Here is a 15,524-nt window from a genome sequence, read left to right as displayed (position 1 = left end):
CAACTTGTCAGGGTTTATCTACCAAGATTTTAGGTGGAATTGTCTGAGGTTTAAGAATAATCAACGGTCATCAAAAAAGCCGATGCGATGCATCGGCTTTTTCATGTTATTCAGGTATCACTGCAAATCAATCGATTAGAAGCGACCAACCAGGGTAACCATCGCATTTAGTGGCGCACCTACGGTTGCCTGGTGCGTTGAATGCGCATTCGGGAAGTAAAGCTCGTCAGTTAAGTTTTCAATGTTTAACTGTACGCGCAACTCGTCGCTTACATCGTAATAAGCTGAGGCATCAACGCGAGTATAGCTTGGTAATACACGGGTGTTACCATTGTCGATGAAGCTATCATCCTGATAAATCGCGCCCAAACCAAAACCGAAGGCATGGGTTACCTGATAAGTAGACCATACAGAGAAGGTGTTTTCTGGCAATTCACGAGGTGTTTTGCCGGTACTGCCATTCTCACCTTCAAGGTTGCTGTAGTTAACAGAAAGTGACCAGTCGTCTGTCAACTGACCGGCAAGTTGCAATTCAAAACCAGAGATTTCTGACTCGATGACATCAAGCTTTGAAGAATCATTATCGGAAACCTGTGGCGATTTCTGTTCATTTTCAAATACCGCCGCCGTAAAACTTAAGCCTTGCGCGAAATCCCACTTAAGACCGATTTCTTTACTCTTGTAGGTATCAGGATCTAGTTGATCATTATCACCATTGATGTTGGCGTACTGCTCACCACTGCGAGGTAAAAATGATTCGCTGTAGCTCGCATAAAGCGAGATATTCTCTTTTGGCTTATAGATTAAACCGGCACGAGGAGACACTTCTTCATCGGTACGTGAGCGTGTTTCAAGTACATCCGGGTCAGCATTGAAAACTTCGATATCGAAGCTGTCAAAACGCGCCCCTAAAACTAAATCAAAGTTATCGGTTAACTGAATTTCATCCTGAATATAAACCGAGTAAACATCCAAAGTTACTCGAGTATCATCATTGAGGTCGCTAAAGGTAGCTGTAACTGCAAGACCCTGAGCATTTACACCAGCTAAACTGCTAAAATCCAGTGGTCGGCTAGCGATGAAGCTTTCTTTGTCATTGCCAGTGGAAGAAAATACTGGATTGATTCGGTCCTGATCGGAATTAGTCTGAATATATTCACCACCAAAGATTAAGGTATGCTCAAGAGAGCCTGTCATGAAATCACCAACCAAATTAGCAGACAAGATTAGATTGTCGCGTTCGGTGCTATCGACATAACCATCAAGCGTCACGATATTGGTGGTCTGGTCATAGCCGCTTGCGTAAAAGTTGGAATAAACTTTATCGTATTCACCGTAAAAGGCGTTGAAGTTACCTTTTAGGTTGTCATTAAATTCTTGCTCTAAAGACGCTCGGAATACATGTGCATCAAGAGTTTGATAGTTATTATCCGGGTCGCCAAATACCACATCTTTTAACGCTTCAACTGGCTTGCCATCAATACCGGTTGGAATACCACGATCGATAAAGCGATCATGATTAATATACTCGTAAGATAAATCTAAGGTTGAATAATCACTTAATTGAAAGCGAGCCGTTGGGTTGAAACCGATGCGCTCACCGTCAAAAAAATCACGATCATTCTCTAATTGCTCGTACATGGCATTGATACGAACCGCTGAAGATTTAGAGGTAGAAAAGTTAGTATCGATTTCCGCATCCCAGCCACCGAAGGAATTCGCATAGGCTTTATAACCGGTAAATTGATCACCAATTTCGGCTTTTTTAGTTACACGGTTTAAAATACCGCCTGTACCGCCACGACCGAACAATAAAGCATTTGGGCCACGTAGGATTTCAACCTGCTCGATGTTGTAAAGCGCACGGTAGTACTGAACGTCATCACGATTACCGTCAATAAAGAAATCTGCAGTTGAACGCACACCACGGAACACTACCGAGTCACGATGACCTTCACCTTGAGAGGTATTTACACCCGGGGTGTAATCAATGATATCGCCAATGCTGGTAAAACCCTGCTCGGTGATTTGCTGTGCAGTAACAATGGAAAGACTTTGTGGTACATCGATGATAGGCGTCGGAGATTTAATCGAATTGGATTCATTGATAGAAAGGTATCGCCCTTCAACTACAATTTTCTCAATATCTTTGTGATCATCCGCAATTACAGAATTACTTACAATCAAAGCAGCTGCGATACTTGTCAGTTTAAATTTCACTTTATTAGCCTTTGTTAGTCGTTGTACCAGATAAGATCGGTATCCGTCGCAAGTGAGCGATAATTCGCTAGTTTACACCTGCGCTTTCGGAGTTAAGAAGAATTGGGCGTAATATTAATGCGAACTATTATCATTTGCAAATAAAATTTAAGAATATTCACAAACTAAAATTTTATCAAATCACCTGACGAAAAAAGCAATGGAGCTAATTGGGGTTTCCTGAGGATCACCAATAACGGAAGGCATTAAAACAACGATAGTTTATAGCGATATTCTCGCCCAAATAAGGTTAGCTATAACTCATGCTATTATTAAGGAACTTCAACACCAAAAAAAAAGGCCTGCAAAAACAGGCCTTTATTATAAAAATCAACAAAGTCAATTTTGTTAGTCGTTAAAACGGAATATCGTCGTCAAAATCCATTACCGGCTCTTGTGGGTTTACCTTAGGAGCCTGCTGTTGGTTATTTTGCTGGAAACCGCCCTGGTTTTGCTGGAAGCCACCCTGTTGTTGTGGTTGCTGAGCCGCAGGTTGTGAAGATTGCTGATTAAAGCCACCCTGGTTTTGCTGATAACCACCCTGCTGCATTGCTGGTTGTTGAGCAGATTGCTGGTTGAATCCACCAGCCTGGCTTTGGTTAAAACCACCACCTTGGCCAGCGCCCTGGCCTGCACCACGAGAATCTAACATTTGCATTTCGTTAGCACGGATTTCCGTAGTGTACTGATCCTGTCCCTGCTGATTCTGCCATTTACGTGTCTGTAAGCGACCTTCAACATAAACTTTTGAACCTTTTTTCAGGTACTCGCCAGCAATTTCCGCCAGGCGATTGTTGAATACGACGCGATGCCACTCGGTGATCTCTTTTTGCTCACCGGTTTGCTTGTCTTTCCAGCTTTCTGAGGTTGCGATCGTTACGTTACATACCGCACCACCGCTAGGGAAAAAACGAACTTCAGGGTCTTGCCCTAAATTACCTACAATAATTACTTTATTTACACCACGACTGGCCATGATTAAATCCTGTATTGTCTTTTGCTAATTATGATAATAACTCGCCGTTAAGGAGTGTGTACGAGCTACATTCGCTGTGTCCTTCGCGACAAAATCTGCGAAGAAGAAAATCAGTTTATCACTCGAAAGCGAGATTCTAAAGTAAAAATATGCACCTTTAAAGACACTTTTTCAGCTACTAATTTTTTGCCTTATTCAGCGCTTTTTTCGATGAAAAAACAAAAGCCACGCAATGCGTGGCTTTTGTAATAAATATCAAGATGTAACCCTCTATTTTTCAATCTTCATTGACAGAGTTACACGTCGACAAGCTTAGTCTTCAAAGAAAAATGGCTGACGCTCATTATCATAATTGCCAACTTCATTCATGGTGTTGGCATCGTATAATCGACCATTGATCATCACTTGCTCAACACGATCAGACTTACGGATATCCTGAGTAACGTCGCCATCAACAACGATAATATCGGCAAGCTTGCCTGCGCTAAGAGAACCTAGCTGCTTATCAAGACCTAAATGCTTTGCCGGATCTATGGTTGCTGTGCGGATTGCTTCCAGAGCGGTCATGCCACCCTGAGCCATCATCCACATCTCCCAGTGAGCACCTAAACCTTCGCGCTGACCATGGGCACCGATTCCCACAAGAATATCCATATCCAGCATTTCTTTAGCCACTTCAGCAACACTGATGTGATTGTAGTGATGCTCAGGCGCTGTAGTGCGACGCATAGAGCGCGGTGCTAGTACGTCCATTGGCACATACTTGCTCAATAGCGGATGTTTCCAGACTTCAGTTTTATCATACCAGTAGTGCTCGCCAGAGATACCACCGTAGGCGACAACCAAGGTTGGAACGTATGCGGTATCCGTCGCTTTCCAGAACTGACGAATATCATCATAAATCTTAGCGGTGGAAATCGAGTGCTCAAGGGAAGTATGACCGTCGGCAACCATGGTCAGGTTGTGTTGCAATAACGAACCACCCTCTGGTACCACCATTACGCCCATTTCACGACCAGCCTGAATAATTTGCTGACGTTGGTTACGACGCGGTTGGTTATACGATTTCACCGTAAATGCACCAACTGACTTTAATCGTTCCACCTGAAAACGGGCATCATCGAGGCTATCTACATGAGACGTATAACCAGGTGCAGAGGCACCGTATAGGATACTACCGGTTGAGAAAATACGCGGCGCGACAATTTGACCATTTTTCTGCAATTCACTGGCAGCGAAAATCTCTGTCGTGTCATTAGACGGGTCATGGATTGTGGTAACACCCAAGGCTAATGTTGCGTAATTTTTCCAGTTTTGCTGAGGAATGATTTCATTGCTACCCTGTGCACCATGAGCATGCGCATCAATTAACCCAGGCATAACGGTTTTGCCACTAGTATCGATAACTTTTGCCGATTTAGGGATAGTAATATCGGCCTTGGTACCAACGGCTTTAATGTGATTACCTTCAACTAAAACCACACCATCGTTAATAACTTTATCACCTTCCATCGTCACGACTTTACCACCGACAAAGGCGACTAAACCTTCTGGCGCATCAGTTTTCTTCTCAAAACCGATTGCGGTTACCACAGGCTCAGACGCTTCGGCTGTATCTGCGTCTGTATCTGCATCTGCGGATTTGATATCAAACATCCCCGATAAAGAAGCCTGATAAAGATTTGGTCCAAGGCTCCAGTAGATTTCATCACTGTCGCCATTGAAACTGATACTCTCACCAGCTCGGGCAGAAAGCTTGCGAACCGGAATATTAGTCGCTGATGGACCGATGTTGATCACATCACCGCGTTCCACGAGAGGCGTGACAAATACTTTGAAGCGCTCAGCAAAAGCCAGATACTGACCATTTGGTGCTACGCGAAACTCGGTTGCATACTTACCTGTGTACAAGGTTTTTTCATTCTTGCCATCAAGATCAATGCGCGCTAGTTCTGGCATTTCACCGTAACGTTGCAGATAAATACGATCATTACGATCGGCAAATTGTGGCTGAATACCGTTCTCGGTAATTAGATTGGCATCACCACCTTTAGCAGAAACCGCATAAATACCAGGCTCCAAGCTATGAGCCGGTGGGGTGATAAATCCTCCCTGGGCTTTTCGGTAAACCACGGTTTTACCGTCCGGAGAAAATACCGGTTCGATATATTTACCCGGCTCTTCTAATAGGTTTTTACCACGGCCACTGCGTGCTGATACCACACGAATATTGCCTTGTTTTTGATCATTCCAGGTAGCAAAAACAATTTGCTTACCATCGCGAGAAAAGCTCGGGTTTAATTCAAAATGGCTAGTCTGCTTAGTTAAGCGCTTAGGCTTACCATCCGGCAGAGAGCGCACATAGACATGACCTAATGCTTCGAACACCACTTTGCTGCCATCAGGTGAAATTTCAACATCGCGAAGCATCTTCACGTCAAAGTTTTCAACGTCGATATCCTGCTCAAAACGCACGGTTTCCTGCATTTGCTTTTCAGTTTTTACATGAAAATCAATCACGCTGGATTCTTGGCTATCAACATCCAATTTATGGATTTTACCGCCGGCCCAGAAAATAATCTCGTCGTTATCTGGTGTCCAGGCCATGGTTGGATAAACACCGTGAATCGCCCAGGTTTCCTGCATGTCACGATCTAGCTTGTCGTAGACTGCGATTTTTTCACCGGTTTCAATATCGTAGATAAATAGGGTGCTCTGAAAATCAACACGGCTGATATAAGCAAGCTTCTTACCGTCGGGAGATGGCGTTGGGCGAATCGCACCACCGCGGCCTGACAAGATCACTTCGATATCGCCGGTTTCACGATCCAGACGCTTAATTTTATAAATGCCCTTTTCACTATCTTTTGAGTAGTGGAAGGTCTTACCCGGGGTCGCATCCTGTGAGAAATAGACATAACGGCCATCAGGAGAAAATGCCGGCTCACCCAAATCTTTTTGTTGATTCGGACGTTTGGTCAACATCATGCCACTACCACCGGTCTTGTGGTACATCCAGACTTCACCGGCGCCAAGTGAGCGAGAACCGGTAAAATGTTTACGGCCAACTAAATAGTTGCCATCTGGACTCCAGGCTGGAGAGTTCACAAGACGAAATGTTTCTTTGGTAACGGCAACAGGGTTTGAACCATCAGCTTCCATCACCCAAAGGTTATCTCCACCGCCCTGATCCGATGTAAATGCGATGTACTTGCCGTCAGGAGAAAAGGTTGGCTGCATTTGCCAGGCGATATCGGTCATTAGCGCTTTCGCTTCACCGCCAGTCACCGGCATGGTGTAAATGTCACCGAGCAAATCAAATACCAGTGTTTTACCATCAGGACTGATATCCACATTCATCCAGGTCCCTTCAGTAACATCAATGGTTACTGATTTAAATTCACCCATAGGATCATTTACCGACCATTCAGCCTTTGCTTTTTCAGAATTTTCTGTCGCCTTTTCAGCAGCGATTGCACTGCCTTGCGATGCAAAGAACAGAGAAAGACTCGCCGCAATCAGCGACGGCTTTAAACCTCGATATGACATAGCGCCTACCTTGTTATTTTCTTGAAGTAAGTATTTATACCAATCCCACTAAGTTTGTGCACAACTCAGAGTTAGGGCCGAGGTTCATTTGCAACATAGATTTTATTGATATAGTCATTCTATATTAATGAAATATAGGGCAGTAAATGGGCCTCTCACTAACTCCCTACGGGTGAGTTTTAAAGGCGTTTATCCTGCGTTACTGATTTTGACAATGGAATAACCATTCTCTGCAATCAAAGCCTTGTCTAAAAGCCTTTAAATTCTCACTGAGTGAGCAATAATTTAATAGGATTGGTATTACGTTATGGCAATAAACCATAAAGGCAAGAGGGAGTAAAGAAACTGGGAGTTAAAGGCGAGGAAATATGAGATAAAACGGAAATTATTTTCGACAGCTAGCATTATATGCAGGAAAAAATGGCAATTATTGTTACTTAACCGAATAATTGCCACATAACCGAATAATCGCCAAATACCAGATTAATTACTGTAACCCCAACGTGGCATAATATCTTGATCTATGCCTAAATGATCGAGCATGCGTCCAACCATAAAATCAATCAAGTCTTCAATAGACGTTGGATTGTGATAAAACCCTGGCGCTGCCGGCATAATGGTGACGCCCATTTGCGACAAGCTGTGCATATTGGCTAAGTGAATGGTTGAAAATGGGGTTTCTCTGGGCACCAGAATTAATTGCCCTCTTTCTTTAATGACCACATCGGCTGCGCGTTCAATCAGGTTATCACTCATGCCCTGACTAATGGCCGCCAGAGTTCCGGTACTGCAGGGACACACCACCATTTGTCTGGGTGCCGCTGAACCTGAAGCCACTGGTGAAAACCACTGATCTTTACCAAACACCTGAATCTGTTCATCTTTACAATCAAAATGCTTGATTAAAAACTCACTTGCCTTTTCCGGGTTTCCTGGAATTTTCACGCCAATTTCGGTATCAAAAACCACCCTGGCAGCGGAAGATACCAGAACATAAACCTGATAGTCCGCATGTAATAGGCATTCGAGTAACCGCATGGCATAAGCACTACCGGATGCACCGGTTATGGCCAACGTAATTTTGCCCTTAAATTCAGCCAATTGAATTTCCTTTGTTGATCCGTAACTAATTTATTTCTTTAAGATATCTAGAAGCTTAGTATGAAAGCCTGAAAAGCCGCCATTACTCATCACCACAATGTGATCGCCGCTTTGTGCATAGTCACTGACTTCACCAAGCAATTCGTCAATATCATTATGAGCACTTGCGCTGTTGCTGATCTGCTCACAGACGTCATCAACTGACCAGTCAAACGATGAGTCTTTGAAAATAAACACCCGATCGGCATCAGTAAACGCCTGCGCCAATGTATCTTTATGAACACCGGCTTTCATAGTGTTAGATCTTGGCTCTAAAACGGCTATTAATCGCTTATCACCAATATGGCTGCGCATTGCATTTAAGGTTTTGGTGATGGCCGTTGGGTGGTGGGCAAAATCATCGTAGACATGAATGTCATTTGGGGAACCCAATAATTCCTGGCGGCGTTTGGTATTGATAAATCCGGCTAACGCCTCACAGGATACCGAAACCGGAACCCCGGCATGACGAGCGGCACCGATAGCCATCAGGGCGTTATCAATATTAAAGTCACCTAATAATGACCAATGCACTTCACCTTGCTTTTCGCTATTAAAAAACACTTCAAACGCACTGCCATCACCGTGGATCTTATTTGCCTGCCAGCCCTGAGAACTGCGGCTTAACTCAGTCTCAGTCCACAATCCCTGGGCCAGGGTTTCTTGAATATAATTTTCATTATCCGGCGCCAGAATCAAACCGTTCCCCGGAACCATCCGAATCAAGTGATGGAGCTGGCGCTGGATATCTTTGATCGAGTCAAAGATATCAGCATGGTCGAATTCTAAATTGTTAATCACCAGGGTTCTTGGACGGTAATGAACAAACTTCGAGCGCTTATCAAAAAACGCAGTGTCATATTCATCGGCTTCGATCACGAAAAAAGGCGCATTGCCAAGACGTGCGGATTTATCGAAGTTCTGTGGCACACCACCGATTAAAAAACCTGGTGTTAGTTTCGCGTATTCGAGAATCCAGGTCAGCATACTGCTGGTCGTGGTTTTGCCGTGGGTTCCAGACACAGCCAAAACCCATCGCTGTTGCAGAACGTTATCCTGAAGCCACTGCGGGCCGGAGGTATAGGGAATGTTACGCTCTAGAACATATTCAACCATAGGATTGCCACGGGACATGGCGTTGCCAATAATAACCAAATCGGGTTCATCAGCAAGATGCTCTGGCAGATAACCGGATTTAAGCTCAATGCCCAATGCTTCAAGCTGAGTGCTCATCGGTGGGTAAACATTGGCATCGGAGCCAGAAACCCGAAATCCCAATTCCTTAGCTATAGCGGCGATACCTCCCATAAAGGTACCGCACACCCCTAAAATATGAATATGTTTGCTCATTAACGCGACAGCCTGTTAATCACTTCCTATTGGTGAACCCGGTGGTAATTTTACTTTTGCTTCCGGGGTAAACACCTTACCTTGCTGCAGACTATACATGATCTGGCCTGCAAGCAAGTGATACTGGCTTGATAACTTATCGTTTCCGGCTCTGTCAGCATTAATCTGCAACCAGTCTTTTAAACCCAAAAGATGTTTGTGAACATCAGCTCGCACTTCTCCAACAAGCTCTGGGTGATGATACAAGCCAAGAAGGCTGTCCAGGGTTTGCTGGTTAACTCGTTGTTGCACAATAAATTCCATTCCACCTGCAGCACCCGCTTTGATGGTTTTGGTGGTTAATTGGTTGAGTAAATCTGTTACGCCTGGGATGGTGTTATCCCGGGCATTATGCTGTTGTAAGCGAGCTAAACGTTGCGGTTCGAGCATCAGGCTAATCGTGTGTTTAGCACTCGCTTGTGCCGCCGATACCGGATCGAACGCTACTCCGGTTTTGCTCGGAAAACTCTCACGATCGCGATAATAGCCATAGGCTTTCGGTGGTATTAACGCCAGAATCGATTCCGGTAAGGTTAAAAATTTGCTATCCAGCGTTGATAACAGGGCATAAATAGCCTGTTGCTGTTTGGCGGCAGGAATTAATTTAACCGGTGATTTGTCCTCACCTTTTACCGCATACTGATAATCAAGGCCGGCGATAAGTTTAACCGCCGCTTCCACCTGGTAGCGATGAAAGTTATAGATAGGGACTAAGGTGTTTTCTAGCTCCGAAAACGGCGTACCCGCAGGGATACTGTCAGTACCAAAACTTTCCAATGCTTTTTGACGAACGTCGCTGACTCTGGTTAATTCTTTAACAGCATCTTCACCATTATCCCAAAGATGACCGTGGGCGTCAGCGCCAGAACGAGGACGAGCATCAGGATCTGACATATATTTCAGTCCCTTGTCTTTAGCGTCGCGAATCACATTCTTTAAAGCTTTATCTTCGTCTTTATAAATGCCATAAGCATAAGCGATAACATGTTTATCCCAGGCGCCAATTCCAACATCATAGGCGTTCGATAAATCGATTTCACCGGTTTCATTCAAGGTTACATAAGGATGTGGATAATCCATAACTGAGGCGCGGTTGTTAGCACTCGCTGAGAAGTTATGAGCAATACCTAAGGTGTGTCCCACTTCATGCGCAGACAATTGACGGATTCGCGCTAACGCCATCTCTTTCATCTCTGAGGTATCGGTTTGTGCTCCACCTTTAAATGGCGAGGTTAAACCAAGGGCAATTAAATAATCCTGCCGGACTCGCAATGAGCCGAGAGTTACGTGACCTTTTAAAATTTCCCCGGTTCTCGGGTCAATAACCGAAGCTCCATATGACCAACCGCGAGTGGCACGGTGAACCCATTGAATGACGTTATAGCGAACGTCCATAGGGTCGGCGTCTTTCGGCAACATTTTCACTTGGAATGCATCGATAAAACCAAGCTCTGCAAACGCTTCATTCCACCACATGGCACCATCTATCAGCGCACTTTTTACTGGCTCAGGAACACCTGGATCCAAGTAGTAGATAATCGGCTCAACCGCTTCACTTCGCTCGGCATTTGGGTTTTTCTTTACTAAGCGATGACGAGGGATTAGGCGTTGGATTAAGTTATCTTCAATAGCGCTGGCGTAATCGGCAAATTCCACCGACCACATTCCCGAGAACGGGTGAAACGTGCGGGTCTGGTAATTATCATCGGGAAGACGAATCATCGAATGATGCAGATTAACCGAGACGGCATTGGCATCCGGTGTCACCGATTTTAAATAGCTGCCGGTCCCCTGTCCTTTAAAGGTAACGATCGCTTCTAGCTCAGTATTATCAACAAACGCTTTCGTTCGTTCCTGATAAACTGCACTACGACTTTTATCAACACTAAAACTCCCTTGTTTGCGCTGTTTCAGGGTATTAGCTAAATCATGAATATCCGATAGAAGAAAATCGGTGTAATCGATAATCACTCGATTTTTATCTGAGGTTACAACACTAAACCCCTGAATGATGGAACTCGCGAAGGCTTCACCTACCGCCTGGCGCTCCATGGCATTGTCACTGTTGGCTCGATAGTAAGTGTTCAGCTGCCTTAAGAAAACTTTATCGCCGCGCTTTTCAAACTGAACCAATCGGGTATCACCAAGTTGGCCGCGATCCAGACCTATATCATTAGAACCGACACCATGGGGAAGGCTGCTTTGAAACAAAAATGGTTCATTGAATTCTGTGATTTGTAAATATACCTTGCCGGAATCATTGTCCAAATAAAATGGGACAAAACCGTCAAAGTATTGTTTGCCGTTAGAAAATTCCGACAAAGATTGAGCATTGAGCTGTGAACTCACTACAACCACAAGAAATATAAGGATTTTATAGATGCGCATGACTAGCCTTTAAAATTATTCTTAGAAGTTCAATATACATTAATTCCGTTTGTACAACTAATACAAAACCGTATAGAACTATCAGTATTAGGACAAATTACGCGTAGTGATTTTTTGGGATCTTTTGTACAATAAATGCTCTTAACAATAAATTCATAAATATCAGGCAAAATTATGCAACGTCTCGCTCCTGCTCTTCGTGAAGATAACGTCCCTCTGGATCTGATCTCATTAATCAAAACCATCCTGGCCGCGACTAAAGAAATTTCATTTCGTGTAGGTCAAGGTCACTTAAGTGAGGTTATGGGTTCTACGCTCGATGAAAACATTCAAGGTGAAGTTCAAAAACAATTGGATGTCGTAGCTAACCAACTCCTTAAAGATATTTTACTTGAGTCTGGTTTCGTCAAAGCCATTTCATCAGAAGAAGAGGATACATCGGTAGCCGGAAGCGAAAACGGCAAATACCTGGTTTCATTTGATCCACTAGATGGTAGTTCCAACATCGAAATCAACTCTCTGATTGGTACGATTTTCTCAATCATGGAATCCCCTGAAGGTATGGATGGCGCGAATCCAGATATCTTCAAGCAACCGGGTCACAAGCAGGTTTGTGCCGGTTATGTATTGTATGGACCTAGCACTACATTGGCAATGACCACAGGTAACGGTACACATTTTTATACGCTGGATAAAACTCATGGTAGTTACATGCTCACTGAGCGCAATATTCAGGTACCACAGGAAACCTCTGAATTTGCCATCAACATGTCCAATCAACGTTTCTGGGAAGCGCCAATGGCCGCTTACATTAACGATTTATTATTGGGTAAAGAAGGACCTAGAGGACGTAACTTCAATATGCGCTGGAACGGCGCCATGGTTGGCGACGTGCATCGTATTTTAACCCGAGGCGGTTTCTTCAGTTATCCGGTAGATAACAAAAACCCGGAAAAACCGGCAAAATTACGCCTTATGTATGAAGCCAATCCAATGAGCTTTCTAATTGAACAAGCCGGTGGTTTAAGTGTTACCAGTCAAGGCCGTATCATGGATATTGAACCTGATGATATCCATCAACGTGTTGAAGTAATCCTTGGCTCTAAGCAAGAAGTAGAACAATGCTTAAATTATTACACCGACAAGTAGCCTAATTTAGCAACCTTTTAAAACCGGCAACCGCCGGTTTTTTTTTCGCTTCGTATTTACTTTCTTTCTCGCAAAAACGTCAGCCTGAACCATACTAATAGATTGTCAATTCTCTACTGTAAATGACTTTTTATTTTAATGATGTCAAATGGTTAAGGTTTTTTGAGATGCAAGGTCAACCGCACAATAAAACTATACTTGTTGCCATTAGCATGGCACTGTTGTTAGCAATCTTCCTTTCCCCTTGTATCAGTGCCGCCCCGCCCAAACCTAACGTACTATATCAAGACCTATATGTTGAAGAGGAAAGTCAGGAACAGCCAGTCTCTCAGCAAGAGGAAGACGAAGATCAAATACAAAAGCCTGACAGCATTTTACCCGAACCTGAAAGTGTCGCTAATGCCGAAGATAATCCGCAAGGCCAACTAGAACAATTTGAAACAGAATTTGCCGAACTGAAAGATAAAGTCGACAATTTAACCCGAAGCCCCAATGACTATAAGGAGTTTTATTTTCGACTAAGACCCGTTATTGAAGAAAAAGTCGCTCAATTTGAAAAGGATTTACTCTCCGACAAAACAGATTTGAGCCTTTTTGCACAAATAAACAACGACGAGTACTTTCAACATTTATTCGCACAGGCTATCGAAGTAAAAAACCTGTTTTATCTTCGCGAAAAAATATTCAATGAAGCCCCTCCAGAGTTTGTCTCTTTACACACCAGCACTAAACTCGATGGTATTAAAGAGGCCAGGCTTGAAGCTAGTTATATAAAGCTGGAGCTGTTGGTTATCGCCAAAGCAACCTATGACCGCTTCAAGGAAATACCAAAGCGATTTGAGCTGGCTCCTTTAGGCATAATTACCACGATTTTAAAAATGCTACTGGCGATTTTTCTTTTTTACATGTGGCGTTCATGGTCTAAGGATGGCTTTCCAGATTGGCGAAAACGGATTCTAGATAAAAAGCCGGTTAGTAGTATCAAGCGCAAATATGCGCGTTTTATCTGGTATTTCGACAAAACTCGCAGCCCTTTAGAATGGCTAATCTTTATAAACATAATTTTAGCTTTTTTAGACGTGCTGCAAATCCCTATCTCAAAAGCGACCATATCCACCGTTGCGTTTTGGACCTGTATCACCATATTCATTTTCAAACTCTTAGAGAAAATGATCGAAAGGGGAAAACAAGGGTTATTGAAGGGCATTAGTAAGCAGCAATCCCGTTCGATTAAATTGTTAATCTGGTGGTTTGGCCTATTTATGATGATGGACTCTTTATTGAGTCTTTATATCGGTGAGGTCACCATCTTCGCATGGCTTTCAAGGCTTTTTCTGCTGCTCTTTATTCCTGTATATCTATATTTGATTAGCAAATGGCGAAAGGATGCTTTCCAGGTCGTAGGACAGGAAAGGGATGCACCTGAATGGATAAAGCGCATACACAACAATCAAACCGGTTTAAAAGGCTTTATCAGCGCCAATATTTGTGTGCTCTACTCGATATACATGGGCACTATACATATCTTTTTACAGATCATATCCAAAGCCGAAACCGGTCGGCGATTTACGACGGAAATATACCGGAAAAAGTTCATCAACGATAATCAGGAAGCGATCGATAAACACAGTCATTTGCCAGATATAGATGCGTCTTTAAAGGAAAAGTTAATATCCGCTGATGGCGGTGAAGTAAAAAGTGTCCATGCCAAGCATATAAAACTTGTGAAAAGGATGATGGATAGCGGCGACTTGAGTCATGTCTCGGTAGTCGGAGAAAGAGGAATTGGAAAAACATTCTTGCTGAACTCGTTAAGTAAAATTACCCCAAATCATTTGCGACTAAACTGCAAACCGAGCTTCAAAAATCTCCTTTGCGATCTTGCCCAACAGCTTAATGTACCCATTAACCAGTCAATGATGGAGCAGGTTCGAAACGCTATAGTAGAAAAAAACATTCGACTTATCCTAATCGACAATTGTCATTTGTTATTATCTCCCAAGGCAAACGGTCAAAAACAAATTAGAAGGCTTTGCTCATGGGTCAATAACCTGTCTGGACAATGTTTATGTGTACTTACCTTCAATAGTAGCTCCTGGCCTCTTGTCAAAGCATTGGGATTAGAGCCAGAACACAACACGACCTCCATCAAACTTAGTCCATGGAGCCAAAATGAAATTGAAACATTGCTTGATCAACGAACAGCTCAGAATAATATTGACCCGGATTTTTCGCAGTTAATCATTCCGCGGCAACTCGCTGACAATGAGGGTGAGGAACCCGAAAATCAGAAAAAGAGTGGCGTATATCGAGTCATTTGGGGCTATGCCGATGGTAATCCAGCGATTAGCTGTCGGTTACTTTCGGATTCTTTAGCTCAGGACAAAGACAAGATTATCGTTAGATTACCTGATTATCCAGATACCACGTTGATGGAGGGGTACGAAATAACAACGTTATTATTGTTAAGGGTCATTTGTCAGTTTGGGGCAATCTCATTAAAAGAAATTAAGGGGAATCTCGGTTATCGCAACTTTGCCGTAAAAAGCGCACTGGCGAGATGTCAGGCGAATGGGATGATTGGTTTTCATGATAATAAATACTCAATAAGCTGGCTTTGGTATCGCTCAGTATCCCGATACCTGTCTCGTCAAAATTTATTAATCAGGTAGAA

Annotated in this window: 8 protein-coding genes; 2 read left to right on the top strand and 6 right to left on the bottom strand. The window is 43.4% G+C overall.

Going from position 1 to position 15,524, the window contains the following annotated elements; genetic code table 11:
• Window positions 1-135: 135 nt before the first annotated feature.
• The 6 genes from FNC98_RS02155 to FNC98_RS02130 form a co-directional block, all read right to left on the bottom strand.
• Entirely contained in the window at window positions 136-2,220 is a 2,085-nt protein-coding gene (locus FNC98_RS02155) for a TonB-dependent receptor (RefSeq protein ID WP_143579717.1), read from the bottom strand.
• 394 nt (window positions 2,221-2,614) lie between these two features.
• Window positions 2,615-3,235, bottom strand: a complete 621-nt coding sequence (gene ssb, locus FNC98_RS02150) for a single-stranded DNA-binding protein (RefSeq protein ID WP_143579716.1) — start codon at window positions 3,233-3,235, stop codon at window positions 2,615-2,617.
• Between the two features lie 312 nt (window positions 3,236-3,547).
• Window positions 3,548-6,784: an amidohydrolase family protein gene (locus FNC98_RS02145; protein ID WP_143579715.1), complete on the bottom strand. Its 3,237-nt coding sequence runs from the start codon at window positions 6,782-6,784 to the stop codon at window positions 3,548-3,550.
• A 483-nt stretch (window positions 6,785-7,267) separates the two neighbouring features.
• A complete protein-coding gene (locus FNC98_RS02140) occupies window positions 7,268-7,885 on the bottom strand; it encodes a flavin prenyltransferase UbiX (protein ID WP_143579714.1) in 618 nt (205 codons plus the stop codon).
• A 30-nt stretch (window positions 7,886-7,915) separates the two neighbouring features.
• Window positions 7,916-9,274, bottom strand: coding sequence for a UDP-N-acetylmuramate:L-alanyl-gamma-D-glutamyl-meso-diaminopimelate ligase (mpl, locus tag FNC98_RS02135; protein ID WP_143579713.1), 1,359 nt, complete (start codon window positions 9,272-9,274; stop codon window positions 7,916-7,918).
• A gap of 15 nt (window positions 9,275-9,289) precedes the next feature.
• Window positions 9,290-11,701 (bottom strand): zinc-dependent metalloprotease, encoded by a 2,412-nt coding sequence (locus FNC98_RS02130; protein ID WP_143579712.1) that lies wholly within the window; start codon window positions 11,699-11,701, stop codon window positions 9,290-9,292.
• Window positions 11,702-11,875: 174 nt separating this feature from the next.
• Here FNC98_RS02130 and FNC98_RS02125 point away from each other — a divergent pair, with 174 nt between their 5' ends.
• A complete protein-coding gene (locus tag FNC98_RS02125) occupies window positions 11,876-12,850 on the top strand; it encodes a class 1 fructose-bisphosphatase (RefSeq protein ID WP_143579711.1) in 975 nt (324 codons plus the stop codon).
• Between the two features lie 167 nt (window positions 12,851-13,017).
• Window positions 13,018-15,522, top strand: a complete 2,505-nt coding sequence (locus tag FNC98_RS02120) for an AAA family ATPase (protein WP_185968033.1) — start codon at window positions 13,018-13,020, stop codon at window positions 15,520-15,522.
• Window positions 15,523-15,524: the final 2 nt, after the last annotated feature.

This window comes from Thalassotalea sp. PS06, from assembly GCF_007197775.1.
Classification (GTDB): domain Bacteria; phylum Pseudomonadota; class Gammaproteobacteria; order Enterobacterales; family Alteromonadaceae; genus Thalassotalea_A.
The sequence above is the reverse complement of the archived record's forward strand: the minus strand, read 5'-3'. Positions and strand labels throughout refer to the sequence as shown.